Here is a 25,811-nt window from a genome sequence, read left to right as displayed (position 1 = left end):
CCGCATGGGACGATCGGGGAAGAAACCGCGGTACTCCGAGCGTTACTACTTCCTGGATGGATATGACACGCACTGCTCTCAATGACCACGATCCCTTCGACGGCGATGACGCCGAGCGCGACGCGATCGTCATCGACGACGCAGATGCCGATGGAGTGACCTACGCGGAGAGCCGCCGCGGTTCCGACGTTCCCGACCAGGGCCAACTCGAACTCGAGGAGCGCCACGCGCTACGCCGTGTCGCCGGGCTCTCCACCGAGCTTCAGGACGTCACCGAGGTCGAGTACCGGTCGCTGCGCCTTGAGCGCGTCGTCCTCATCGGTGTCTGGACCAGCGGAACCCAGCTGGACGCGGACAACTCACTTGTCGAGCTCAAGCAACTCGCCGAAACCGCCGGGGCGATGGTCCTGGAAGGCGTGACCCAGCGTCGCTCCAAGCCCGACCCCGCGACCTACGTCGGCAGCGGCAAGGCGGTGGAACTCCGCGACATCGTGGAGAGCACCGGCGCCGACACCGTGATCTGCGACGGTGAGCTCACCCCCGGCCAGCTGCGCCAGCTGGAGGAGGTCGTGAAGGTCAAGGTGATCGACCGCACCGCCCTGATCCTCGACATCTTCGCCCAGCACGCGCGGAGTCGCGAGGGCAAGGCCCAGGTCGAGCTCGCCCAGCTCTCCTACCTCCTGCCCCGCCTGCGCGGCTGGGGCGACTCGCTGTCCCGACAGGGCGGTGGTGCCGGTGGAGGCGGTGGCAACGGCGGTGTCGGGCTGCGTGGCCCTGGTGAGACCAAGATCGAGACCGATCGTCAACGGATCAACGCCAAGATGGCCAGGCTGCGCAGGCAACTGCAACACATGTCGGTCGCCCGTGACATCAAGCGCGACAAGCGGCGTACCCGGCAGGTGCCGGCAGTGACAATCGCCGGCTACACCAACGCCGGCAAGTCCAGCCTGCTCAACCGACTCACCGGCGCGGGGGTGTTGGTGGAGAACGCCCTTTTCGCCACGCTGGACCCCACCGTTCGTCAGGCGCGTACCCCCGACGGCCGCGCGTTCACGCTCAGTGACACCGTCGGTTTCGTCCGGCACCTGCCGCACCAATTGGTCGAGGCGTTTCGTTCCACACTGGAAGAAGTCGCCGACGCCGACCTGATCGTGCACGTCGTGGACGGCTCGCACCCCGACCCCGAGCAGCAGCTCGCCTCGGTTCGCGAGGTTCTCGCCGACATCGATGCCTCGGATGTTCCCGAGCTGATCGTCATCAACAAGACCGATGCGGCCGATTCCACCGTGCTCAAACAGCTGCGGACCCGTCTGCCGGGTGCCGTCGAGGTCTCGGCGCGGACGGGGCAGGGCATCGATGAATTGATTGATTCGATCTCGGGTGCGTTGCCCCAGCTTGAGCGCGAGGTTCGGGCTCTGGTGCCTTATCAGCGGGGCGATTTGGTGTCCAGAGTGTACGAAGAGGGACGTATCCTCAGCGAGAAGCACACCGAGTCCGGCACCGCTCTGCACGCATGGGTACCCGAGATGCTGGCCAATCAGCTCGACGAGTACGCTACCGCGCAGATCTAGCGGTCCGGGCCTGCCAGTACGCCTAGCGACGGCGGAACTCCCACGGGTGTTCCGCCATCGCTGTTTGCCGGCAGAGGTGTACATCCGATCTCGCTATGAACTACGGTTGCCTTCACCAACGTGAGGTGGGGCCCTAAGGGCCTTCACCGGCCGCCCGGATTCCTTCCCCTCGAAGCGGCCTGGGCATCACCATAAATCGGCATATGAGGTCGTGTGATAACTGTCCCCGTGCAACCGTGTGGGGCGGGAGGCCGTGACAACGCGGGCGGGCGAGCGGTGAGACGATGACGGTACGACTGCTGACGAATATCGGGCGACTATGGACAGGCACCGACCTGATCAGTAACGCTGCGATCATCGTCCAGCACGACCGGATTGCCTGGGTCGGTCCGGCGTCCGAACTCCCTCAGAGCATCCCCGGTGTGATCGACAACATCGTGGACGCCGACAAGATCGAGAACGCCGGTGGCGGTCTCGTCACCCCCGGTTTGATCGACGCCCACACCCACCCCGTCTACGCGGGCAACCGCTGGGCCGAAGTCATGATGCGCTCCAGCGGCGCCTCGGACGCAGAGATCACTGCCGCGGGCGGCGGCGTGGCGTCCACCGTTACCGTGACCCGTGGCACCGATCCCTGGACCCTGTGCAACGACGTGCGCGACCGGCTCCGGCACTGGTTGTTGTGGGGAACCACCACGGTCGAGGCCAAGACCGGGTACCACCTGACCCGCGACGGCGAGCTCGCCGATGTACGGCTGCTGCGGTCGCTCGAGGAAGAACCGGGCATGCCCCGGCTCCACGTCACCTTCTTCGCCGCCCATGCGGTGCCCCCGGAGTACTTCGGCCGTCCCCGTGATTACGTCCAGGCGGTCGGGTCATGGCTGGGCGACGCGGCCCAGGCCGGCGCCGACGGAGTGGACGTCTACTGCGACAGTCGTCAGTTCACCCCCGAGGACGCGCGCTGGCTGCTGTCCATGGGACGCTCCAACGGACTCCAGACCCGTATGCACGCCTGCGCCAAACCCCGGCACGGCGCGGTCCGCATGGCCGCCGACATGCAGTGCTCCTCGGTGGATCTGCTGCACGAGACCGATGACGACGACCTCCTGGCACTGGCCAAATCCAGTACCCCTGTTGTCATCTGCCCCACGGCCTCCATGTACGAGCGCCGTACCCCGCCGGTGCGTTCCCTGCTCGACCACGGCGTCCCGGTGGCGCTCGGTACCGACCACAACCCCGCGCAGTCGGGATCCACGATGATGTCGCTGGTCATATCCATGGCCATCTCGTTGTACGGGCTCAGCGTCCACGAGGCACTGCGCGCGGCCACCGTCGGCGGTGCCACAGCCCTCAACGCCCACGACCGCGGGCTCATCGCCCCGGGAAGGCTCGCCGACATCGTCCAGTGGGATGCCGATCACGAGGGCGCGTTCGCCTGGGCCCACGGGCTCAAGGCCATGCGGGTGTGGCGCGGCGGGGAGAACATCCGCTAGACGCCCGCCCGGGTCCTTCCGCGTCAGCGACGGGCGCGTCCCGTGGCGATCTCGATGACCGCGCGCTCCAGGGCGTAGGCCGGATCGCGGCCCGCCCCCTTGATCAGCGCATCGGTCTCCGCCACCACGCGCAACGCATACGCCACCCCCTGCGGGGTCCAGCCGCGGGCCTGCTGGCGCAGCGTCTTGAGCTTCCACGGCGGAACCTTGGCCCGCTTGGCGAGTTCGGCCTCCGCCATTCCACGCGGTGGTTGCGCGGCCACCGCGATACCGCGCACCGCGCTGGCAAGCGCGCTGTTGATCAGTACCGGTGCCATTCCCACCGACAACGACCACCGCAGTTGTTCGAGGGCCTCGGGAAGCCGGCCCTCCACCGTGCGGTCGGCCACGGTGAACCCCGATGCCTCGGCCCGACCGCTGTGGTAGCGGGCCACGGCGGCCATGTCCACGCGCCCTTCGGTGTCGGCGACCAGTTGGGTACAGGCGGCGGCCAGCTCGCGCAGATCACTGCCGACCGCGTCCATCAGCGCCTGGGCGGCATCCGGGGCGATCTGACGTTTGGCACGGGAGAACTCGTCCTTGACGAACTTGAGCCGTTCGGTCGCCTTGGTGGGTTTGGCACAGTTGATTCGATGAGCCCCTGCTTTCAAGGCGGAGTCCAGCAATGCCTTGCCCTTGGCACCTCCCGCGTGCACCAGGACCAGGAGGACGTCGTCGGCCGGGTCGGTGACGTACCCGGTGACCTGGCCGGCTGGTTCCTTGGTGAGGTCCTGGGCGGAGCGCAACACCACCACGCGTCGCTCCCCGAACAGCGAGGGGGAGGTCACCTCCACCAGTTTCACCGCGCTGACCTGAGCAGGAACAAGATCGTGGACGTCCACGTCTGGATCATCGGTGCGTGCCGCCGCGACGAGTTCGGCCACCGCACGGTTGACGAGGAGTTCCTCGTCGCCCACGATGACGGACAGCGGAGGCAGGGAAGCGGAGGCCATGCAAGCAGGATGCCATGCCGAGGTGACCACCGGGCCCGCTCGCGTCAACGCCGCCTCTGAAGCGGTCGGGGCGTGGCCAACAGGGAACCGGGGCGCCGGGTTCCGTGTGCGGACCCGTGGGCCGCTACCCGACCGATTCGCTCTCCGGCCGAACCTCGGGGAACCGGGAGACCCCGCTCTGCGGCCGCTGGAGCTCCGCTGCCCGCTGTGCCGCGGCCAGGCCGCGCAAGGTACGTACGTGCCCCTTGGGGCGGTGGTAGAGCCGGTTGCGTGCTGCCCTGCGGCGCATGCTCCGCATGTACAGGTTTTTGGGCGCGGTACGCAGGATCACCGGCAGCCGGGGATAAACGGCCCGTACGAGGGCGAACAAGCGGTCGAACCTGCGCTGGTGCCGCGCGCTCCAGGCCAGGCCGAGTTCTTCGCGCAGCTCCGGGGCGAGCAAACCGGTGGCGATGAACCGCTGTGCGCGTGCAGCCGGACGCAGCAGTGCGTTGTCGGGAAGGAACAGCTCCTGGAGGACCGCCTGGGTTGCGTCCGTGGTGTGCATGTCCTGCATGGTGCGGGTCCAGTAGGCGGCGAACGCCACCCGGTCGGCCGGCCACCGCTCGGCCGGACAGCCCAAGGAGGTGGCGAACACCGCGCCCTGGGCGTACATCTCGTCCTTCTGCGCCTCGGTGAGGGCACCCACACAGAGCTCGTGGGTGCGCAGCGCCGATGCGTAGAGTGTCGCGGCCACCCACAGTTGTAGCTCGGGGTCGAGCGCGTGATACCCGGGGCCGGTGACCTTGTTGTGCATGGCCCGCACGATTCGGCCGATTTGGTCGGCTTCCTCCCTGGTGCCGAAGACCACCCCATAGATGAAGGTGAGGGTCCCACGGAGTCGGTCGAGTGGGCGGGACGCGAAATCGCTGTGGTCGTAGACCCCCTGGCCCACACCGGGATGCGCAACCTGGAGGACGATTGCGTAACCGGCCCCCACCAGGATCGTCGCCTCGCGAAGTACACGGCGCAACTGGTGGTCGTCGGAAAAAGTCGGATCATCCATCCATGGGATTGTAGGTTTCGGTCAGCCTGTTCGCCGCCATTTCGGTGAACGGGCGCCTATCGTTCTCCTCTCATCGGTCCAGAGGGCCGCGCCAGGTCACAGCGGGTGCGCCGGTGCCCGGCAGTACCGCTATGTCGCCGTGCACATCGGTGCGGTACGAGGCGGGAGTCAGACCTTCCAGCAGCGCCCACACCTCGGGGGCGGGGTGTCCGTAACGGTTGCCCGTGCCTACCGAGGTGAGGGTGATCCGAGGACGCGTGGCGGACAGGAATCGCGCGGACTGGCTTCTGGCACCGTGGTGCGGGGTCTTGAGCACGTCCACCGAGCGGGTCGCGGGTTCGGTCAGCAGACCGCGCTGCGCAGACTCCCCGATGTCTCCGGTGAGCAGTACCGAGAACGAGGAGGCGGTTTCCGTCCGGACCGGAGAAACCCAGCGTGCCAGAACCACCAGGCTGCGGTTGTTGGAGTCGCCCCCGGTACCGGTCGAGGGCCACAGCACGGTCAGCTGCCACGGCCCGACAACGAAGCGCTGCCCTGCCGCGACGGTGTGCCGCTCGGTCCCCGCACCGGCCAGCGCCCGGGTGACCGCTGGAGAATCGAACCCGGGCGGGGTGAACACCGAGTGCACGGCTCTGCCCCGAAGTACGCCCGCGGTACCGCCGACGTGGTCGGCGTCGTCATGGGTGAGGACCAACAGCACCACGTCCCGCACGCCAAGAGTCCTCAGACACCGGTCAACCGCACGCGGGTTGACCCCCGCATCGACCACGATCGCCTGATCACCCCCCGCTGCCAGCACGAATGCATCCCCCTGCCCGACGTCGCAGGCCACCAGCACCCACCCCGGCGGAGGCCAGTCCGGAGCCGTGCATGTCACCAGCAACACCGCGCCCGCGACGGAACCCGCCAACGCACCCAGCGCCCGCCGCAACCACCCCCGGGCGGCCAGCAGCACCGCGACCACCCCGGCCAGCAGCAGCGCGCCCACCCCGTCCGCACGCCAGGGCAGGGCAGCAACCGGAACCGCCGCGCCCGTATGCGCCACCGCGGCGATCCAGCCGACCGCCGCTCCCGGGACCTCCACGACGGACTGGGCCACCCGTGGGGCGAACAGGCCCAGTCCGGCCACCGCGAAACCGCCCACTGTCGCCACCGGAACCGCCGGACCGGCGAGCACGTTGGCCGGAACGGAAACCCAGTTGACCTCGGCCGACAGCAGAACCAATACCGGCAGGCAGGCAACCTGCGCTGCCAGGGTCACGGCGATCGCCTCGGCCAGCCACCGGGGCAGGCGCGCCGACCACGTGTCTCGCCATGTCGGGGCGAGCAGCAGGATTCCCCCGGTGGCGAGCACGGACAGCGCGAACCCGTAGGAGGCGGCTAGTTCCGGCGCGAACAACAGCAGACCGATCACCGAGGCCGACAGGGCGGCCAGTCCGATCCGGGGACGGCCGAGGGCGATTCCCAACAGGGCCACCGCCCCCATGAACGCTGCTCGGAGCACGCTCGGCTCGGGACGGGCCAGTAACACGAACACCGCGATCATCCCCGCGCCCATGGCCACCGCGCACCAGTTGGGGAGGCGGAGAAGGCGTGCCGAACCCAGCGCTGCTCCGGTCATGACGGCCAGATTCGCTCCGGAGACCGTCAAAAGGTGCGTCATCCCGGTGGCGCGGAACACCTCGGAGGTTTCCTCGTCGAGCCTGGAGACGTCCCCGACGACCAACGCGGGGAGCAGACCCTGTTCGGGGCGGGGAAGGACCGCACACGTCTCGCGCAGCCGGGCGCGGGCCAGCGCGGCCCAGGCATGCGCAGCCGAGGGCGCCCCCACCTCTGCCGGAGGACCGCGCACCAGCACGAGCCCGGCCATCAGCCCGTCCTCCCCACCGGGGACGATCCTGCCCGAGATCTGCATCCGCTGGCTGGGGACGAGGTCGCGCCACTCCTCCCCGTGCGTCAGCAGTACCACCGGCACCCGGGAAGGCACCCGCGTGCCATCGACCGTCACCCACTCTGTTGTGGCCTCCACGGTGAACTCTGCGCGCCCAGGAACGAGCGTGCTCACCCGCGGGCGCGGATCGCGGGTGAGCCGCACCCCCAGGTGCGCGTGCCGTTCGTCCTGCGCCAGCTGGGCCACCGGACTCCGCTCCAGGGTCGCCGTGCGCCCGGCGACCACCAGGGTGCCGCCCGCCGCGCAGACCACGACGGCTGCCAGAAGCGGTATCCCCGCGGGCGGACGGTGTGCGCGCAGCAGCGGTACGAGGGCCAGCGCGACCACGCCAAGGCCGACACCTGCCCCGAGCGAGGCCCAGGCGGGGAGGCCCAGTGAGACCAGTACGCTCGCCCACAGCCCGACGGCAGGAGCGCACAGCCGTGCGTCCGCCCGGCCGGGGGAGACGGGGGAGTCGGTGCCCAAGTAGCTCACGTCGGCTCCACCGGGACACGATGGTTCATGGCGTTGCGCCGACCCGTACCGCGTCCTTCAGCTCCTCGAACCGACGGTCCCCGATTCCGGTGACGTCGCGGAGCTGCTCCACCGACGTGAACCCGCCGTTGGTGGTGCGGTGGTCGATGATCCGTTGGGCCAGCACCGGCCCCACCCCCGGCAGCGTCTCCAGCTCTGTTAGCCCCGCACTGTTGAGGTCGAGGAGAAGGGGCGGCATGCCCGGGGGGACAGGATCAGGGGGCAAGGGAACGCCGGGAGAGGGCGTGACGGCCACCAGAACCTGTTCGCCGTTGACCAGGGGGCGGGCCAGATTGAGCAGGCCGGGATCGGCGTCGGGTGCGATTCCGCCGGCCGCTTCGATGGCGTCGGCCACCCGGGAACCCGAGGGAAGGGTGAGGACGCCGGGGGATTCGACCTCGCCGCCCACGTGCACCACGACCTCACCCGTCCCCGCCTCGTCGGCCGTCTGCTCCGAAGACGTCTCCTCCGGAGACGGCACGGGGGAACTGTCAGCGCGCAGAACCGGCGCGGGCACGGGGTCGGGGCGGTCGCGGAGCACGAGCCAACAGGTGAGCGCTACCGCCGTCGCGCACACTCCCGCCAATGCTTTGACCCCGGCAGAGGTCAAAACGGGGCGTTCGCCGTCCTCCCCGAGGAAGCGGTCGGTCAGGCCGGCGAGCGCCCCGGTGCGTGCCGTCGGTTCCCGCACCTCCAGGTACCCCGGCGGCGGTTCGGCGGTCCCGGACGGCACGGACCCGGTCGTGTCCCGGCCCTCCGGCGGGGACGCTGCGATCCGCTCGCGCACCCGGGACCGCCTCGGCAGTGCGTCCATGGGCGGAGCCTGCCCCTGCTCGTCGGAGGTCGGGGTGTCGTTTCGCCTGCGACGCCCCGTGCTGCCGGAGGACCCCGGGGAGGAAGGGGCTGGCGAGAGCCGGCGTCGCCTCCCTCCCTGCTGTGCCGGCCGGAGGGCGTAGGGCGGCGCCGGCAGTGCGTCGAGCTCGTGCGGCGGAGGAAACGGCTCGGGGGCAGGAGCCGGTGCGGTGGGGGAGAGGTCGGTGAGGGCGGCCTGCAATCGCAGGGCCGAGGAGGCGTCAGGAGGCGGTGACGATCGGCGAGGGGCAATCATGCCATCAACGCTAGGAACATCCACCGGGACGAGTCGGGAGGGAAAGCGGGCCTGTGGACAGTCACGTACCCCATGGCCCCGTGGAAGACCACCGGTGCTGTCGGGGCGTCAACCGGCCAGGGGGAGCACATCGACGGCAGCCCCTTCGCGGCGTACGACAGAGCCGCCCGCACCGAAAGGGTGCGGGCGGCTCTGTGGATAACCTGCTAGGCGCTCTTCACAGTGTCCAGACGCTTGGCGATCGCGCTCTTGCGGTTCGCGGCCTGGTTCTGGTGGATGACGCCCTTGCTGACAGCCTTGTCGAGCTTGCGCGAGGCGTCGCGCTGCAGCACGGTGGCCTGCTCGACGTTGCCGGACTCGGCGGCCTCGCGGAACTTGCGGATGGCCGTCTTCAGCGACGAGCGCACCGACTTGTTGCGAATCCGGGCCTTCTCGTTCTGCCGGTTGCGCTTCTTCTGCGACTTGATGTTCGCCATGCGAAAACGTGCTCCAGTTAATGTCAGATCATGCGTCGAAAATACGCGCGGATCGCCAGCGTGGGCAGCCGATCCACAAAGGGTCCGCGGCGGATATCGACGTGGTGGGTGAGTCCGAAGGGCTCAAACCGAACGTGGAACGCCCGAGACACGGGTTTCCATTATGCCCCGTGTTCGGGAGTGCTCGCACCGTACCCCGCTCAGGAGGGCGGATTCAGCCAGCCGGTCTCGAATTCCGCCCAGTCGTCGGGGTCGGTGTCGTCCAACACGTACAGCGCCATCCCGAATCCCTCCCGTTCGCCGTGCTCGGTCAGTCCGATGCGCACCGCTCGTGCGGCCCCCGCGACGCTCTCCGCGCCCGAGACCGGCCCCCACCCCTCGTGGTCGAAGGACGGAGCGCCGATATGCACCGTCACCCCCTCCGGCACCGTCTCCAACGCCAGCACCGTCTGACGCACCATGAACCCGCCGTACAGCGACTGCGTCGGCATCCCTGTCCCGTGGCCGCGGATCACGATTCCGTCCACCAGTTCCGCCACCCGGATCAGGTAGCCCTTGGACCAGTACCGTTCGCCGCGGGCGGCGAAGAAGACCGGCAGCCGCATACCGGGGATGAGTTCGAGCTGCTGGACGTCCACCGAGATGAACGCCTCGTCACCGACCGCCTCGCGGGCCCGTTCCAACAGGTCGGGAAAACTCGGATCGTTCACGGTGACCGGTGTGATCGCGTAGTGCACGCCGTCGAACCCGGCCGCCACTACATCGGCCGAGCCCTCGGCTATGCGCGCCCGTGCGTCCTCGGGGAACCGGTCCCTGGTCAGCGAAGAGCCTTCCGCGGTGTGGCTCAGCCAGCCCAGGACCCGCACCTCCGGCAGTTCCTGCCCCATCCAGTCCAGGAACGCCTCCGCGCCGGCGTACCCCCCGGGGTCCACCGTGCCGTCCGGGCCGATCTCACCCACGTGCACGTAGACCTCGGACAACATGCTCAGCCGAGGGGAGAGTTCGGCGAACTCGGCAGGTCCGCGCCCACCGCTCACCCAGACGTTGCCCAACCAGGCGGAGTCCTCGCCGGAGGACGCCGCCCAAGGAGCCTCCTCCCCGGAGAACTGCATCGCCAGCAGGGTCCCAGCGCCGATCGCCACCACCAGAACGGCGGCCAGACCTGCGAGGATACGTTGGAGAAGCCACCGCACCGTTGTCTCCCGGTTGTTGAGCGTCACATAGCCTGGTCGAAGTCGGCCTGTCCCATTCTCGCCCGTGGTATCCCCCAACTTTCGGGGCATGGGACCATGGGGGCACGCCTACCGACGCCGCGCGCCCCACCACGACCGCCGCGTCACGCCCATGCCACCTCGACGAATGTGAACGGACCACGGTGCCAGAGCCAACCCGGACCGATCCCGCGCTGATCCGAAACTTCTGCATCATCGCGCACATCGACCACGGCAAGTTGACCCTGGCCGACCGGATGCTGCAGTTGACCGGTGTCGTCGAAGCCCGCCAGATGCGTGCGCAGTACCTCGACCGCATGGACATCGAGCGCGAGCGCGGTATCACCATCAAGTCGCAGGCCGTCCGGCTGCCCTTCACCGCCACCGACGACGTGAGCTACGTGCTCAACCTGATCGACACCCCCGGACACGTCAACTTCAGTTATGAGGTCTCCCGCTCGCTGGCCGCCTGCGAGGGCGCGATCCTGCTGGTGGACGCGGCCCAGGGCATCGAGGCCCAGACCCTGGCCAACCTGTACATGGCCCTGGAGAACGACCTCGCCATCATCCCGGTGCTCAACAAGATCGACCTCCCGGCCGCACAGCCGGAGAAGTACGCGGCCGAGCTCGCCAACATCATCGGCTGCGAGCCCTCCGACGTACTGAAGGTCAGTGCCAAGACCGGTGTCGGGGTCAACGAGCTGCTCAACGAGATCGTCGCCAAGATCCCGCCGCCCGTCGGCGACGCCGACGCGCCCGCGCGCGCCATGATCTTCGACTCCGTCTACGACACCTACCGGGGCGTGGTCACCTACGTCCGGGTCATCGACGGCCAGCTCGGTACTCGTGAGCGCATTCAGATGATGTCAACCCGCGCCACCCACGAGATGCTGGAGATCGGGGTCAGCTCGCCCGAGCCCACCAAGGTGGCCTCCCTCGGTGTCGGTGAGGTCGGCTACCTGATCACCGGGGTCAAGGACGTACGCCAGTCCAAGGTCGGTGACACCGTCACCTCCGCGACCAAGCCCGCGACCGAGATCCTCTCGGGCTACCGCGAGCCCAAGCCCATGGTCTTCTCGGGGCTGTACCCGATCGACGGCACCGATTACCCGGTGCTGCGTGATGCGCTGGAGAAGCTCCAGCTCAACGATGCGGCACTGGTGTTCGAGCCAGAGACCTCCGCGGCGCTCGGTTTCGGCTTCCGTTGCGGTTTCCTCGGTCTGCTGCACCTGGAGATCACCCGGGACCGCCTGGAGCGCGAGTTCAACCTCGACCTCATCTCCACCGCGCCCAACGTGGTCTACCAGGTCCGCATGGAAGACGCCGTCGAGCACACGGTGACCAACCCCAGCGAATTCCCCGAGGGCAAGATCGCCGAGGTCCGCGAGCCCATGGTCCGGGCCACGCTGCTCTCGCCCTCGGACTTCGTCGGTCCGATCATGGAGCTGTGCCAGAGCCGTCGCGGCAACCTCCAAGGGATGGACTACCTGTCCGAGGACCGGGTGGAGATGCGCTACACGCTTCCGCTCGCCGAGATCGTCTTCGACTTCTTCGACCAGCTCAAGTCGCGCACCAAGGGGTATGCCTCGCTGGACTACGAGCCCTCCGGCGAGCAGATCGCCGACCTGGTCAAGGTGGACATCCTGCTACAGGGTGAGACCGTCAACGCGTTCTCGGCGATCGTCCACAAGGAGAACGCCTATTCCTACGGGCTGGCCATGACCAAGAAGCTGCGCGAACTCATCCCGCGCCAGCAGTTCGAGGTTCCGATCCAGGCGGCCGTCGGTGCCAGGGTCATCGCCCGCGAGAACATCCGTGCGATCCGCAAGGACGTGCTCTCCAAGTGCTACGGCGGCGACATCAGCCGTAAGCGCAAGCTGCTGGAGAAGCAGAAGGAGGGCAAGAAGCGCATGAAGATGGTGGGCCGGGTCGAGGTGCCGCAGGAGGCGTTCATCTCTGCGCTGTCCACCGACTCGGGCGGCGACGGCAAGGACGCGAAGAAGAAGTAGTGCCGTGGGAGGCCAAGGAGCGGGCCGGGTGTCCCGCTCCTTAGCCGCGTTACGGGGCAGTCCTTGACCGATCCGCTGGTCAGACCTTCCACGATGTACCGTTGCAGGAACCAGGACACCGCCAGGGTGGAGACGGCGATGAGGATCGTTCCTGCTGGGAAGACCCAGAAGTCGGCGTTGCGCTCGCCCGAGATCAGCCCGCACCACCCCACCGTCAGGGTCTGGCCCCCCGGGGTCGCGCAGGAAGACACTGGCGGTCAGGAACTCGTTTACGGGGTGTTCTCCGTCGCGACTCTGGGGAGGCGGCGTGCGGCGTTAGCAATTTTTTGCAAATTTTGGAACAAATTTCAATTATTTTCGCAAAACACTGGGGCCCGAACGGTTGTTCGGGCCCCAGTGTGCGGCACGGATCAGCGGCGCAGCCACACCGCGGTGTCGGCGGGCAGGACGAGTACGCCCTCGGCGAGCCGTAGGGGACCGCTGCCCAGCAGGACCTCGCCCTCCCAGCGCATCGTCACCGGTTCGGGAGCGAAATTGACCACGCAGGAGAACCCCGGATCGCGGTGGACGACCAGGACCTCCTCGGGGGCGTCGCCCCAGTGCATCGCCCCATCGCCCAGAGCCGGCTCCGACCTGCGCAGGCGCAGCGCCGCGGTGTACAGCGACAGGGTGGAACCGGCGTCGCGTTCCTGGGCCTCCCTTGTCAGGGTCCGCCACTCGGGCGGTACCGGCAGCCAGGCCCGCTCCGCGCTGGAACCGAACCCGAACGGCGCCTCCTCGCCCTCCCACGGCAACGGGACCCGGCAACCGTCCCTGCCACGCTCGGTGTACTGCGAACGCTTCCAGGTCGGATCCTGGAGAACGTCCTCCGGCAGGTCGGTGACCTCGGGCAAGCCCAGTTCCTCGCCCTGGTAGAGGTAGACCGATCCGGGGAGCGCCAGCGTCAGCAGGGCCGCCGCGCGGGCCCTGGCCAGGCCGTGGTCGCCTCCACCGAATCGAGTGACGTGCCTGGTCACATCGTGGTTGGACAGGACCCAGGTAGTGGGTGCGCCCACGGCCGCGTTGGCCGCCAGCGACCGTTGCGCAACCCCGCGCAGGACCGTCGCATCCCAATCGGCGGTCAGGTACTCGAAGTTGAACGCCTGGTGCAGTTCGTCGGGACGCAGGTAGCGCGCGACCCGGTCCGCGTCCTCGACCCACGCCTCGGCCACCAGAGCGCGCTCGCCCGGGTAGGAGTCCGCGATCGCCCGCCACTCGCGGTAGATCTCGTGCACGCCGTCCTGGTCGAAGTAGGGCAGACGGCTGTGGCCGTCCAGCAGGTCGGCCTTCTGTCCTTCGGCGATATCGGGCAGGGCGGGGTCCTTGACCATTCCGTGTGCCACGTCGATGCGGAATCCGTCCACCCCGCGATCGAGCCAGAATCGCAGAACATCCGCAAACTCCGCCCGAACCTCACTGTTCTCCCAGTTCAAGTCCGGTTGTTCGGGGTCGAACAGGTGGAGGTACCACTCCTCGGGTGTGCCGTCGGGCCGCTTGAGCCGGGTCCAGGCCGGACCGCCGAAGATCGAGTTCCAGTTGGTGGGCGGCTCGTCGCCGTCAGGACCTTTGCCCGGACGGAAGACGTAGCGGTCGCGCGCGGGGGACCCCGGCTCGGCTGTCACCGCCGCATCGAACCAGGGGTGGGCCGACGACGTGTGGTTGGGGACGATGTCGATGATCACCCGGATGCCCAACCCGTGCGCCGATGCGCGCAGGTCGTCGAAGTCGGCGAGGGTGCCGAAGCGCGGGTTGACGTCGCGGTAGTCGGCGACGTCGTACCCTCCGTCGGCGAGGGGGGAGACGTAGAACGGCGTCAGCCAGACGGCGTCCACGCCGAGCGCCGCCAGTTTGGGCAGGCGCTCACGGATACCGCGCAGATCACCGTCGCCATCTCCGTCGGAGTCGGCGAAGCTGCGAACGTAGACCTGGTAGATGACCGCTTCACGCCACCAGTCACTGCGGGATGCAGGGGTGGCGGGCGCGCTTTCGGGAGACGACTGCATAGGGGTCCCTTCGTATCGCCGGAACGATGACGACTGGCTGAAATTACTTGCGCAAGATTACCGATCTCTTTCAATCATGAAACCGGTTTGTCCACTAGAGTGCTCGCATGGCCTCACCTCGACTCGCTGACATCGCCCGCCAGGCAGGGGTCAGCGAGGCCACCGTTTCCCGAGTGCTCAACGACAAACCAGGGGTCGGCGCGGAAACCCGCAAGGCCGTTCTCACCGCCTTGGACGTCCTCGGTTACGAGCGCCCGGCCCGGCTGCGCCAGCGCTCCGCCGGGTTGGTCGGAATGGTCGTTCCCGAGCTGGAGAACCCGATCTTCCCCTTGTTCGCCCAGGCGGCCGAGGGTGCGCTGGCCCAGCACGGGTACACCCCGGTGCTGTGCACGCAGACCCCCGGCGGGATAGCCGAGGACGAGTACGTGGAGATGCTGCTGGAACGCAATGTCTCCGGAATCATCTTCATCTCCGGCCTGCACGCCGACACCACGGCCGACCACGACCGATACCGGGCCCTGCTCGCCCGCGGACTCCCCATCGTCCTGGTGAACGGCTTCGTCGACGGCCTTCCCGCGGCTTTCGTCTCGCCCAACGACCGTTACGCGGCGCAGTTGGCGGTGGACCACCTGGCCGCACTCGGTCACACCCGGATCGGGTTCGCCAGCGGCCCGCAACGCTACGTGCCGGTCCGACGCAGGATGGCCGGTTTCAAGGAAGCGATGGCCGCCAAGGGACTGGAGAGCGACGACCTGGTCGAACTCTCCCTCTTCGGGGTGGAGGGCGGGCACGCCGCGGCGTCCAGGTTGTTGGACCGAGGCGTAACCGCCATCGTGTGCGGATCGGACCTGATGGCCCTGGGTGCCGTCCGCGCCGCTCGACAGCGGGGGCTCTCCGTCCCAGGGGACTGCTCCGTCGTGGGTTACGACGACTCCCAGCTCATCGCCTTCACCGATCCCCCGCTGACCACCGTCCGCCAGCCCATCCAGGCAATGGCGCTGGCCGCTGTGCGCGCGCTGTGCGACGAGATCGCCGGCCATGCGGCTTCCCGTACCGAGTACGTCTTCGACCCCGAACTCGTCGTGCGGGGCTCCACCGGAGCCGCTGCCCGTACGCCCGAGCCCACACGGGCCGCTGCCGCGGGGTGAGGAGCGGCGGCATCGGAAACGGCCGCCATTCGCGTAACGTTCTCCCCATGAACAAGGGGATCGTGCAGTCGGTCAATGTCGGCCGAGCCGTGGACGCGGAATGGGCGGGCACACTCAAGCGCACCGCCATCGACAAAAATCCGGTCCAGGGCAGGGTCCGTGCCCAAACCCTGGGCCTCGACGGCGACGAGCAGGCCGACACCGCCAACCACGGTGGTCCCGACCAGGCCGTCTACGCCTACGCTCGTGAAGAGCTCGATCTGTGGCAGGAGCGGCTGGGACGGCCGCTGCGCGACGGTGTCTTCGGGGAAAACCTCACCACGCGAGGGCTGACGGTCAGCAAGGCGCTGATCGGCGAGCGCTGGCGCATCGGAGATGCCCTGTTGGAGGTGGTGTTGCCCCGCACCCCTTGCGCGGTGTTCAGGAACTGGATCGACGCCCAGGCGTGGGTCAAGCGTTTCACCGAGGAGGCCCGAACCGGCGCTTACCTGCGCGTTCTTGAAGAAGGGGAGATCGGCGCCGGTGACGAGGTCCACATCGAGCACCGCCCCGACCACGGCATCGACATCAGTTCCGCCTTTCGGGCCGGCTACGAACGCGACCTCGACCTCTTGCGTCGTGTAATGGCCCTTCCGGGACGCTCTGACACGTGGAAGGAACCACTGGCCCGAGTCGAGAAGCAGTTGGGCCTGCGGTAGCCCTTCGGTGATGCGGCTCGTGCGGGCCGTACCCGTGCGGTTGCGCCCCGCCCGCCCGTGCACCTGGCGCATCAGGTCCCGGGCGTGCTCGACACTGAAGACATGCCTTCAGTTCCCCTCGACGGTGACCCCGTGCCCGATGACGGCGCCCTGCCCGCGACCGCGCTCGACGGGCTCGGTGACCGGCCGTTCGGAATGTACGTCCATGTCCCGTTCTGCGTCACCCGCTGCGGCTACTGCGACTTCAACACCTATACCGCCGCCGAGCTGCGTTCGCGGGACGGATCAGTCACGGCCTCCCGCGACACCTATGCCGACCAGGCCATCGGTGAACTCGACCTCGCCCGTAGGGTCCTGGGGGAGCGCGCCACCCCGGTCAGCACCGTTTTCGTGGGCGGCGGTACCCCGACGCTGCTGCCCGCAGAGGACCTCGGCCGTATTCTGGCCGCGATCGACACCCGCTTCGGTCTTGCCCCCGGCGTCGAAGTCACCACCGAAGCCAACCCGGAGACAGTGGACGCCGACTATCTCAAGCGGTTGCGCGACGCCGGGTTCACCCGGGTCTCCTTCGGTATGCAGAGCGCCCGTCCCCACGTGCTCCAGGTGTTGGAGCGCACCCACACCCCCGGACGTCCGCAACAGTGCGTCAACTGGGCACGAGAGGCCGGGTTCGATCATGTCAACCTGGACCTGATCTACGGCACACCAGGGGAGACGGACGCCGACTGGAAGGAGTCGCTGGACGCGGCCGTCGCAGCGCGCCCCGACCACGTCTCCGCCTACTCGCTCATCGTGGAGGAGGGCACCCGGTTGGCTGCCCGGGTGCGCAGGGGCGAGCTCACCCCGCCCGACGACGACGTCATGGCCGATCGCTACCTGATGGCGGACGAGCGACTGACCGCTGCCGGACTGCACTGGTATGAGGTGTCCAACTGGGCGGCCGGCGAAAACGCCCGCAGTGCGCACAACCTGCTCTACTGGACCGGCGGGGACTGGTGGGGGGTCGGTCCGGGAGCGCACAGCCATATCGGGGGCACCCGGTGGTGGAACGTCAAACACCCCGCCGCCTACGCCGCGCGACTGGCGGAGGGGCGAACCCCGGCCCAGGCGCGAGAGGTCCTCAACGAGGACGACCGGCGCTTCGAGCGCATTCTGCTGGAGCTGCGCATCCTCCAGGGCTGCCCTCTCGACCTGCTCGACGACGACGGCAGGGCCGCCGCCGCCCGGGCCGTGGCCGAGGGCCTGCTCGCCGCCTCCGACCATGCGCGGGGACGCGCGGTCCTCACCACCCGCGGACGCCTGCTGGCCGACGCGCTCGTCCGTGATCTGACCTGAACGCGTATGCCCCCGGCCGCTGGAATTCGCCCGGCGGCCGGGGGCATACACGTCGGACGAAAGGGCTGCCTACTTCACCATTCGGATGTTGAACGGGTAGGTGTACATCTCGCCCTTGTTGGCAGCCATGCCGCCCAGGACGCAGAAGATGATGTTGACGACCCAGACCACGAACGGCAGGAAGCCCAGGATGCCGAAAGTGACGGCTCCCAGGATGATGGAGACCACGTTGGCGATCAGCATCACGATCTGGAAATTGAGCGCCTCAAGCGAATGGTGTCGAAGGTAGGGAGACTCATCCTTCTTGACCAGGTAGAACACCAGCGGGCCGAGGAACGACACCAGGATTCCGCTCAGGTGGATCAGCAGACCGAAGGTGTTCTCGTCGCTGCTGCCGGGACGCTGGCCGTATCCGGGCTGCTGGCCGTATGCGGGCTGCTGGCCGTATGCGGGCGGCGGTTGTGGGGCGTCGTAACCGCCGGGGTAGCCCTGCTGGGGAGGCTGCTGGCCGTAGCCGGCGTGCCCCCCGGAAGGCTGGCCGTATCCGGGCTCCCCTCCGGGGGCCTGCCCGTACCCGGGCGGCGGTTGCTGGCCGTAGCCCGACTGCCCCCCGGTGCTGTAGGGGTCTGATCCATGGCCGCCCTGGCCGTCGGGGCCGTTCGGGGGCGGGTAGGCGTTGCTCATGATCGGTCCTCGTCTTCCGTCCCGTGTGGGGTGCGCAGCACGTGGGCGCTTGGACATCGCGGTCGCCACCGCATGGCCCTGGTGGCGATTCTGAACGGCTTTGCGGCGGCCGTCCAGTAAGGCCGTTCGGTGGGTGGCGAACCATTCCTTCACTCGGACGGGTCCGCCACCATCGGGGTTCCCGCTACTTCACCATCCGCAGCGCGACCGGGTAGCGGTACAGCGCACCCTTGTTGGCCGCGAGTGCCGCGAGGACCCCGAAGATGATCGAGACCAGCCAGACGACCATCAGCAGCCCCGATCCGATCGGTGACAGCCCCGGGTTGTAGATGCCCAGCGCGATGAAGACGATCGTGCTGATGATGTAGGGGATCAGCAGGGTCAGCTGGAAGTTCAGGGCCTCTGTCGCGTGGTGGCGTACGAACGGGGAACTGTCCTTCTTCATCAGGAAGACGACCAGAGCCGGCAACCAGCCGGCGCAGGCGATGATCGCCCCGGAGAGGTGCGGGATCATCGCCCAGGTGGTTTCCCCTTGGTGGTCCGCCCCACCCGCAGGTTGCCCGAACTGGTCGGTTCCGCCCTGCTGATAGTCGGTCTGTCCGTAGCCCTGCTGGACGGCCTCCTGTTGGCCGTATCCGGGGTAGCCGCCCGAGGACTGGCCGTATCCGGGTTGCGCGCTCGGCTGAGGGTAACCGGAGGACTGCTCCCCTTGCTGGGGGTAGCCGGGGTACTGCTGTTGTCCGTAGCCCTGCGGGGACGGCTGGCCGTACCCCTGCTGTCCGCCCGAGGGCTGGCCGTATCCGGGCTGGGCGCCTTGTTGGGGGTATCCGGGCTGTTGGCCGTAGCCGGGGTACTGCTGCTGTCCGTAGCCCTGCGGGGACGGCTGGCCGTACCCCTGCTGTCCGCCCGAGGGCTGGCCGTATCCGGGCTGCGCGTCTTGTTGGGGGTATCCGGGCTGTTGGCCGTAGCCGGGGTACTGCTGCTGTCCGTAGCCGGGAGTTCCCCCGGACGGTTGTCCCTGGTTCTCCGGTGGGCCCTGCGGGTACCCGGGCTGCTGGTGGCCGTACCCCTGCTGTCCGCCCGAGGGCTGGCCGTATCCCGGATGGGGCTGGGCTTGGCCGTACCCCGGCTGCGCACCGGAGGGTTGCGCGTAGCCGGGCTGTCCGCCCGAGGGCTGGCCGTATCCGGGCCGTCCCCCGGAGGACTGCCCGTGTCCGGCCTGCTCGTCGTGCTGTTCCTGACCGTAGCCCTGCTGGCCGCCGCTGTCGGCCTGGCCGCCGGGCTGTTCGCCGTGGGGAGGCGTGCCGTGGTCCGGCTCACGGCCCGGAGGGCCGTCCTGGGGTGGCGGGTAGTTGGGAGGTGTCTCGCTCATGGTTTCCCTTGGCTATGCCGATTGCGGTGGGCCGTAGAACACGCCGGTCCCTGCTCCTGAGCCTATTGCCGGTCCAGGTGGGGGGCAGTGACGAAGTCGATCAATTCTTCGACGCGTCCGAGCAGCTCAGGTTCCAGGTCCGCGTAGGACCGCACCGAACCGAGGATGCGCTGCCACGCTTCGCCCGGCTCCATCCGCCAGCCGAGTGCGTCCAGTACCCCTTCTTTCCAGGGAATCCCCCGAGGAACATCCGGCCAGCGACGAATTCCCACGGTCGCCGGTTTCACCGCGGCCCACACGTCGATGTAGGGGTGCCCCACGACCAGAACGTGCGGGGAGGTCACCTGGCCGGCGATCCGACTCTCTTTCGACCCGTCCACCAGGTGGTCCACCAGTACACCGAGGCGTCGCTGAGGGGCGGGGGAGAACTCCGCCACGACGTCGGGAAGATGGTCCACACCCTCCAGGTATTCCACAACCACGCCCTCCACCCGCAGGTCGTGGCCCCAGATCTTCTCCACGAGGTCCGCGTCGTGGGCGCCCTCCACGTAGATCCGACTCTCCTTGGCCACCCGCGATCTGACGTCACGAACGGCGACGGAACCCGACGCACTGCGCAGCGGGGCGCTGGAGACGGTCGGGGAGGGGCGTACCAGGGTCACCGGCGCACCGTCGATCAGAAAGGCCGCCGGGGCGAGATCGAACACCCGGGTGCGTCCGGCGCGGTCCTCAAGTGTGACGGTCTGCTTGTCCCAGGCGACGATCGCGCCGCAGAAGCCCTCGTCGGCCGATTCCGCGACGAGGCCCCGTTGGGCCGGAACCTCGGGCACACTGCCCTTACGGGGGCGGCGCCAGTCTCCGGCCAGTACGTCGTTGCCGTATTTCGGGGAGTGAGAAGACACGGCCCCGGATTTTAGCGACCTCCCCCGACCGTTTGGGGGTTCCCCCCGGCCCATGGCGTGTTGGCCGGCCGTGTGGGGATCGTCGCCATCGAGCGCTCCCGCCGGCGGGGCTCGGGGCGGCATCGATTCGAGAAAGTCGTCCAGCTGCAAAAATACTGCGGAACTGCCGGGAAGGAGCCCGTTGGGAGGTGCGCCGGGCCGGACCGATTCAGCGCCGTCCGGAGCAGGCTTGCTCTGCGGCGTAGAATTAGCACTTGAGACCACGGAGTGCCAGCAGGAGGTGAGCGCGTGCTTGACGACCGCAAACTCGCGGTGCTGCGTGCCATCGTCGAGGACTACGTGTCCACGAACGAGCCCGTAGGTTCCAAGGCGCTGGTTGACCGGCACAGCCTTGGAGTCTCCCCGGCGACCATTCGCAACGACATGGTGTCCCTCGAAGAGGAGGGCTACATCGCCCAGCCCCACACCAGTGCGGGGCGGGTCCCCACGGACAAGGGTTACCGGCTCTTCGTCAACCGGCTCTCGACCGTCAAGCCGCTGTCCAGGCCGGAGCGGCGTGCGATCGAGACCTTCCTGTCCGGCGCCGTGGACCTCGACGAGATCGTGGCCCGCACGGTTCGCCTGCTCGCCCAGCTGACCCGCCAGGTGGCGGTCGTGCAGTACCCGTCCCTGACGCGGTCCTGCGTCCAACACATCGAACTCGTCCCACTGGGGCCGCAGCGTGTCATGATGGTGCTCATCACCGACACCGGCCGAGTGGATCAGCGTGTCATCGACGGACTGCTGTCGGTCACCGATGAGGCGGTCGAGAACCTGCGCAGCGTGTTGAACCGTGCCCTCATCGGCAAGTGGCTCACCGACGTCCCGCAGACCGTCTCCACGATTCCCGCCCAGATTCCCGCAGACGACCGCCCCCTCGCCCACGCGGTGCTTTCGGTCCTGATGGAGAGCCTGGTCGAGAAGCGCGAGGAGAAGGTCGTTCTCGGTGGTACCGCCAACCTCGCCGCGAAGGGTTTCTCCACCAGTCTTCGCGACGTCCTGGAGGCGCTGGAAGAAAACGTCGTCCTCATCCGTTTGCTGGGTGAGGCGGCCGACCCGTCGATGCTGACAGTACGCATCGGGGCTGAGAACTCACACGAGGGCTTGCACACCACGTCGATCATTTCCGCCGGCTACGGCATCGGTGACCAGCCGCTTGCCAAGCTCGGGGTCGTCGGCCCGACTCGAATGGACTACCCAGGAACGATGGGAGCGGTACGCGCTGTGGCAAGGTACGTCGGTCAGATCTTGGCGGGACAGTAAGTGGCCAGAGACTATTACGAGATCCTCGGTGTCCGCCGAGACGCCTCCCAGGACGAGATCAAGAAGGCATATCGTCAACTCGCGCGTGAGCTGCACCCGGACGTCAACCCCGACCCGGTGACGCAGGAGCGCTTCAAAGAGGTGGCCCAGGCATACGAGGTCCTCTCCAACACCGAGAAACGCCGCATGTTCGACATGGGTGTCAACCCCTTCGCCCCCGCGGGCGGTGGCGGGCCGGGCGGGTTCGGGGGTGGCGCGGGGGGATTCCCCTTCGACGACATCATGAACGCCTTCTTCGGCGGAGGCGGCCAGCAGGCCGGCCGTTCACCGCGTGATCGTGCACGTCGCGGGCGCAGCGTCAAGGTGCGCATCGAACTCGACCTCGCCGAGACCGCCTTCGGCGTCACCAAGGACGTCACCTTCCCCACCGCCATCGTGTGTGACACCTGCCATGGTGAGGGCACCGCCGCGGGCAGTCACCGTGAGACCTGTGACATGTGCGCCGGCCGCGGTGAGGTCTCCCAGGTCACCCGGTCCTTCCTCGGCCAGGTCATGACGACCCGACCGTGTCCGCAGTGCTCCGGCCAGGGCAGCACCATCAAGAACCCCTGTGCCGACTGCGCCGGCGAGGGTCGGGTGCGCGAGCGCGTCACCCGCAAGGTCCAGATTCCCGCGGGCGTCGAGGACGGTACCCAGATCCAGCTCGCCGGCGAGGGCGAGGTCGGCCCCAACGGCGGTCCGCGCGGTGACATCTTCTTGGAGATCGTGCAGCGTCCGCACCCGATCTTCGAGCGGCGCGGGGACGATCTGCACTGCACCGTCACGGTCCCGATGGCGGCGGCCGCCCTCGGAGCGTCACTGACCATCGAGACCCTCGACGGCAACGAGGAGATCGATCTGCGTCCGGGGACCAACTCCGGTCAGGTCATTACCCTGGAGGCGCGCGGATGCAAGCACCTCAACGAGGCGGGCCGCGGTGACCTGCTGATCCACGTCACCGTCGAGACTCCCGGCCGTCTCGACGACGAACAGGAGGCGCTCTTGCGCAAGTTCGCCGAGCTGCGTGGGGAGGACCACCCGCCCGGCAAGTTCAGCCCGGGGCACGGCAACCTCTTCTCCCGTCTGCGCGACGCGTTTGGGGCCCGGTGACACCTCCGGTCTTCCTCACCGAATCGGGTGATCTCGATGGTGACCGGATGGTGCTTGGCGGTTCTGAGGGCCGCCATGCCGCCACCGTGCGCAGGCTCGCCGTCGGCGAGGTGGTCCACCTCGCCGACGGCGCCGGCACCAGAGCGCGCTGCGAGGTCGTCGCGGTCGGAAAGGACACGGTGACCTTTGCTGTTCACGAGCGAACCGTCGAGGCCCCGCCGGCTCCCCGCCTGGTGGTCGTCCAGGCTCTGCCCAAGGGCGACCGCGGTGAACTCGCCGTCGAGGTGATGACCGAAGCCGGCGTCGATGCCGTCGTCCCCTGGGCTGCAGAGCGCTCCATCACCCGGTGGAAGGCCGACCGTGCGGCGAAGTCGTTGGCCAAGTGGCGCTCAGCGGCCCGCTCCGCCGCAAAGCAGGCCCGCCGCAGCCGGGTGCCGAACGTGAGCGAACCGGTTGCCACCCGGGACGTCGTGGAACTGCTGTCCGCTGCCTCGTTGGGAATCGTGCTCCACGAGGAAGGGGCGATTCGATTGTCCGAAGTCGCACTGCCTTCCGCTCCGACGGACGCGACCGAGATCGTGACCGTCGTGGGACCCGAAGGCGGGTTCACCGACTCCGAGCTCGCGGCCTTCGACTCCGCCGGTGCTGTTCGTGCGCTGCTGGGCCCCACGGTCCTGCGCACCTCGACCGCCGGTGTCGCCGCGCTGGCGGTACTCCAGGCACGCTGCGGGCGCTGGTAGCCGCGCGCGTGGGCGCGCCCCCGGACGCTGATCGTCGTGGTCGGGCAGGAGCGGCCACGACGCGCTCCTGCCCGCCGTAGGTCAGGGAGCCGGCTCCTGGCCGCCGTTGCCGGGCAGCAGGGTGGCCGGGGGATCGGCGGGCTCTGAAGTGTCGTCTTCGTCCGGATCGGGCGAGGGGTCGTCCTGGCCCGGATCGGTTCCGGGTGCGGGGTCCTGCGGACCGGTTTCGGTGGGGCGCCCCGGAGCACAGGGCACGCCTGCGCTGTCGCGTCGTGCGCGGTCCTGGAGGGTGGAGGGCGTCGGAGACGGTGTGGGCGTGCAGGTACCGCTCAGCGTCATGGGGCCCTCGACCGTGCCGGGGCTGCTGGAGGGAGACGGGCGGAGGGATTCGCTGGGGGCGGCCGGAGCCGCCTCGGGGTGCGGTCCCGCTCCGTGGCTGGGCTGTCCGGGAGAGGTCTGTGCCTGCAGGGCCGGCGGAAGTTCGGCCTGCTGCGAGTCGGAAGCAGAGACGAACGACTCGGGCAGCACCCGCTCGCGGATCTGTGGGGTACCGAGCAGCACGGAAGAGGCGATCAGCGCGGTGGCCCCGACCGCGACGGCCGGCCTCAGCCACACCAGGCCGCTCCATGAGAACCGGTTGCGCTCGGTCCGGGAACGGATTCGCTCCAGCGCGTCATGGGACGTGCGCGTAGCGTCGGCTTCCGAGTGCAGGACTGCCCGTAGCCGCTCTTCGAAGCGGTCGTCGAAAGGTTCGGTCATGTCGATTGCTCCAGAACCGTGCGGAGCGCGGAGATTCCGCGTGCCGTGTGGCTCTTGACTGCGCCACGACTGATGCCCATGGCGTCGGCGATCTGAGCTTCGGAGAGGTCTCCGTAATAACGCAGAACAATAGCCTCTCGCTGCCGGGTCGGCAGTGTGCGCAATGCCTCGATCACCGCGGCCCGTTCGAGTTCGCCCATGGCACCGTGCTCCGCGCTGGGAGCATCGGGTAGTGCCTTGGGTGCATGTTTCTCCACCACAGCGCGGTGCCGCAGCACCGACCGCGCCTTGTTCACCACGGACTGGCGCAGGTACGACAACGCCTTGTTGGGGTCGCGCAGGCGCCGCCACGCGGTGTGCATGGAAACGAACGCGTCCTGGACGACCTCTTCGGCGGTGGCGACGTCGCGAACGAGCAGCGTCGCCAGTCGGACCAGGGGACGATAGTGGGCCGAGTAGAGCTGGGTCACCGCCTGGTCGGCGTCCCAACTGACCGCCACCGTCGCCGCTGGCGCTCCGGCCACCATGGTTTCAGTCACGTCGGTAGGACGCGTGCCCTTGGCGTCGGGTTTACGAAAGGGCATGTCGTTCTTCTCGCTTGATGGGGATGTCCGCCGCTTGTTCCAGGAGAAGGCGCCCATGACCTCCCTCGACGTCTGGTCGCGTGATGCTGCAAAGGTTCGTCCCGTCTTTGCCGGTACTTCCGAAGCGCTGCGGAGGCCCCGACAGAAGACGCAAAATCCCAGAATAGACCGATGCGGCGGGGTGCTTGTGGCGCAAACGGTCCGATTGCCGGGCGCCGGAACCACGGGAACGAGCCGGCCCCCTGCTGAGGCGTTGACTTCGGTACTCGCCGAGTTCGCCGACTCCGGCATCATGGAGGGCGCGACGAGGGCGTCCGCCCTCAGCGAGAGGAGAAGCCGGTGGCACCGACCGAGTCCGACTGCCTGTTCTGCGGGATCATCGCCGGCCGGATACCGGCCGACGTCGTGGGAGAGAGTGAGCAGACCCTCGCCTTCCGCGACCTCAACCCCCAGGCCCCCACGCACGTGCTGATCGTGCCCCGCCAGCACTACGCCACGGCCGCACAGGCAGGTGCGGCCGACGCCGGCCTGCTCGACGAGATCGCCCGGGTGGCCGGTGAGGTCGCCACGGCGGAGGGGATCGCCGACACCGGATACCGTCTGGTCTTCAACACCGGTCCTGCCGCCGGACAGACCGTCCTGCACGTACACGGGCACCTGCTGGGCGGGCGCGGGCTGGAGTGGCCTCCGGGATAGCGCGCTTCGGGACCCGCGGCACAGGCAAAAC

The 25,811-nt window shown here is 68.4% G+C and carries 22 protein-coding genes; 10 read left to right on the top strand and 12 right to left on the bottom strand.

What is annotated here, in order from left to right:
- Positions 1 to 62 precede the first annotated feature (62 nt).
- The gene (hflX, locus tag AC0VYP_RS18045) at positions 63 to 1,571 is read left to right on the top strand and encodes a GTPase HflX (protein WP_475470842.1); all 1,509 of its coding nucleotides are present in this window, start codon (positions 63 to 65) and stop codon (positions 1,569 to 1,571) included.
- A 284-nt stretch (positions 1,572 to 1,855) separates the two neighbouring features.
- Positions 1,856 to 3,064 (top strand): amidohydrolase family protein, encoded by a 1,209-nt coding sequence (locus AC0VYP_RS18040; protein ID WP_285757246.1) that lies wholly within the window; start codon positions 1,856 to 1,858, stop codon positions 3,062 to 3,064.
- Positions 3,065 to 3,087: 23 nt separating this feature from the next.
- On the opposite strand, the gene holA is transcribed toward AC0VYP_RS18040, so the two are convergent.
- The 6 genes from holA to AC0VYP_RS18010 all read right to left on the bottom strand — a co-directional run bounded on the left by holA (position 3,088) and on the right by AC0VYP_RS18010 (position 10,342).
- Complete coding sequence (holA, locus tag AC0VYP_RS18035) at positions 3,088 to 4,056, bottom strand: DNA polymerase III subunit delta (RefSeq protein ID WP_475470840.1); 969 nt, start codon at positions 4,054 to 4,056, stop codon at positions 3,088 to 3,090.
- Between the two features lie 124 nt (positions 4,057 to 4,180).
- Positions 4,181 to 5,101 carry an oxygenase MpaB family protein gene (locus AC0VYP_RS18030; protein WP_475470838.1) on the bottom strand — a complete coding sequence of 307 codons (921 nt, stop codon included), beginning with the start codon at positions 5,099 to 5,101 and terminating at the stop codon, positions 4,181 to 4,183.
- Positions 5,102 to 5,171: 70 nt separating this feature from the next.
- Positions 5,172 to 7,526, bottom strand: a complete 2,355-nt coding sequence (locus AC0VYP_RS18025; RefSeq protein WP_475470837.1) for a ComEC/Rec2 family competence protein — start codon at positions 7,524 to 7,526, stop codon at positions 5,172 to 5,174.
- 25 nt (positions 7,527 to 7,551) lie between these two features.
- Entirely contained in the window at positions 7,552 to 8,673 is a 1,122-nt protein-coding gene (locus AC0VYP_RS18020) for a helix-hairpin-helix domain-containing protein (protein ID WP_475470835.1), read from the bottom strand.
- A 206-nt stretch (positions 8,674 to 8,879) separates the two neighbouring features.
- On the bottom strand, positions 8,880 to 9,149 hold the full coding sequence (gene rpsT, locus AC0VYP_RS18015; RefSeq protein WP_285757241.1) for a 30S ribosomal protein S20: 270 nt from the start codon (positions 9,147 to 9,149) through the stop codon (positions 8,880 to 8,882).
- 200 nt (positions 9,150 to 9,349) lie between these two features.
- Positions 9,350 to 10,342: a hypothetical protein gene (locus tag AC0VYP_RS18010; RefSeq protein ID WP_475470834.1), complete on the bottom strand. Its 993-nt coding sequence runs from the start codon at positions 10,340 to 10,342 to the stop codon at positions 9,350 to 9,352.
- A gap of 182 nt (positions 10,343 to 10,524) precedes the next feature.
- Between AC0VYP_RS18010 and lepA the strand changes: the two genes are divergently transcribed.
- A complete protein-coding gene (lepA, locus tag AC0VYP_RS18005) occupies positions 10,525 to 12,369 on the top strand; it encodes a translation elongation factor 4 (protein ID WP_475470832.1) in 1,845 nt (614 codons plus the stop codon).
- A 410-nt stretch (positions 12,370 to 12,779) separates the two neighbouring features.
- Here lepA and AC0VYP_RS18000 read toward each other — a convergent pair whose 3' ends face one another.
- Positions 12,780 to 14,411 (bottom strand): glycoside hydrolase family 13 protein, encoded by a 1,632-nt coding sequence (locus AC0VYP_RS18000; protein WP_475470831.1) that lies wholly within the window; start codon positions 14,409 to 14,411, stop codon positions 12,780 to 12,782.
- 107 nt (positions 14,412 to 14,518) lie between these two features.
- On the opposite strand from AC0VYP_RS18000, the gene AC0VYP_RS17995 reads away from it, so the two are divergent.
- From AC0VYP_RS17995 to hemW, 3 genes are all read left to right on the top strand, one after another.
- Positions 14,519 to 15,559 carry a LacI family DNA-binding transcriptional regulator gene (locus tag AC0VYP_RS17995; protein WP_285757237.1) on the top strand — a complete coding sequence of 347 codons (1,041 nt, stop codon included), beginning with the start codon at positions 14,519 to 14,521 and terminating at the stop codon, positions 15,557 to 15,559.
- A 47-nt stretch (positions 15,560 to 15,606) separates the two neighbouring features.
- On the top strand, positions 15,607 to 16,257 hold the full coding sequence (locus AC0VYP_RS17990; RefSeq protein WP_285757236.1) for an MOSC domain-containing protein: 651 nt from the start codon (positions 15,607 to 15,609) through the stop codon (positions 16,255 to 16,257).
- A 102-nt stretch (positions 16,258 to 16,359) separates the two neighbouring features.
- Positions 16,360 to 17,592, top strand: a complete 1,233-nt coding sequence (gene hemW, locus AC0VYP_RS17985) for a radical SAM family heme chaperone HemW (protein WP_475470829.1) — start codon at positions 16,360 to 16,362, stop codon at positions 17,590 to 17,592.
- A gap of 69 nt (positions 17,593 to 17,661) precedes the next feature.
- On the opposite strand, the gene AC0VYP_RS17980 is transcribed toward hemW, so the two are convergent.
- From AC0VYP_RS17980 to AC0VYP_RS17970, 3 genes are all read right to left on the bottom strand, one after another.
- Positions 17,662 to 18,276 (bottom strand): magnetosome magnetite crystal formation protein family, encoded by a 615-nt coding sequence (locus AC0VYP_RS17980; protein ID WP_285757234.1) that lies wholly within the window; start codon positions 18,274 to 18,276, stop codon positions 17,662 to 17,664.
- Between the two features lie 184 nt (positions 18,277 to 18,460).
- On the bottom strand, positions 18,461 to 19,648 hold the full coding sequence (locus tag AC0VYP_RS17975) for a DUF4870 domain-containing protein (protein WP_475470827.1): 1,188 nt from the start codon (positions 19,646 to 19,648) through the stop codon (positions 18,461 to 18,463).
- A gap of 62 nt (positions 19,649 to 19,710) precedes the next feature.
- Complete coding sequence (locus AC0VYP_RS17970) at positions 19,711 to 20,550, bottom strand: DUF3097 domain-containing protein (protein ID WP_285757232.1); 840 nt, start codon at positions 20,548 to 20,550, stop codon at positions 19,711 to 19,713.
- Between the two features lie 288 nt (positions 20,551 to 20,838).
- Here AC0VYP_RS17970 and hrcA point away from each other — a divergent pair, with 288 nt between their 5' ends.
- From hrcA to AC0VYP_RS17955, 3 genes are read left to right on the top strand one after another with little or no spacing between them, the layout of a single operon-like run.
- Positions 20,839 to 21,852, top strand: coding sequence for a heat-inducible transcriptional repressor HrcA (hrcA, locus tag AC0VYP_RS17965; protein WP_475470825.1), 1,014 nt, complete (start codon positions 20,839 to 20,841; stop codon positions 21,850 to 21,852).
- Complete coding sequence (dnaJ, locus tag AC0VYP_RS17960; RefSeq protein ID WP_475470823.1) at positions 21,853 to 23,001, top strand: molecular chaperone DnaJ; 1,149 nt, start codon at positions 21,853 to 21,855, stop codon at positions 22,999 to 23,001.
- Positions 22,998 to 23,741 carry a 16S rRNA (uracil(1498)-N(3))-methyltransferase gene (locus AC0VYP_RS17955; RefSeq protein WP_475470821.1) on the top strand — a complete coding sequence of 248 codons (744 nt, stop codon included), beginning with the start codon at positions 22,998 to 23,000 and terminating at the stop codon, positions 23,739 to 23,741. The genes dnaJ and AC0VYP_RS17955 overlap by 4 nt, the downstream gene beginning before the upstream one ends.
- An 81-nt stretch (positions 23,742 to 23,822) precedes the next feature.
- Here the strand turns inward: AC0VYP_RS17955 and AC0VYP_RS17950 are convergent, their stop codons facing one another.
- Both AC0VYP_RS17950 and AC0VYP_RS17945 read right to left on the bottom strand, forming a co-directional pair.
- Positions 23,823 to 24,500: a hypothetical protein gene (locus AC0VYP_RS17950; RefSeq protein WP_285757228.1), complete on the bottom strand. Its 678-nt coding sequence runs from the start codon at positions 24,498 to 24,500 to the stop codon at positions 23,823 to 23,825.
- Positions 24,497 to 25,027, bottom strand: a complete 531-nt coding sequence (locus AC0VYP_RS17945; RefSeq protein WP_285757885.1) for a SigE family RNA polymerase sigma factor — start codon at positions 25,025 to 25,027, stop codon at positions 24,497 to 24,499. The genes AC0VYP_RS17950 and AC0VYP_RS17945 overlap by 4 nt, the downstream gene beginning before the upstream one ends.
- A 396-nt stretch (positions 25,028 to 25,423) precedes the next feature.
- Here AC0VYP_RS17945 and AC0VYP_RS17940 point away from each other — a divergent pair, with 396 nt between their 5' ends.
- Positions 25,424 to 25,780 (top strand): histidine triad nucleotide-binding protein, encoded by a 357-nt coding sequence (locus AC0VYP_RS17940; RefSeq protein WP_285757227.1) that lies wholly within the window; start codon positions 25,424 to 25,426, stop codon positions 25,778 to 25,780.
- The last annotated feature ends 31 nt before the right edge of the window (positions 25,781 to 25,811 follow it).

The sequence above is a fragment of the Nocardiopsis sp. iso_186 genome, assembly GCF_056173365.1.
Note: the sequence above shows the minus strand (reverse complement) of the source record. Positions and strands in the feature narration are given on the sequence as shown.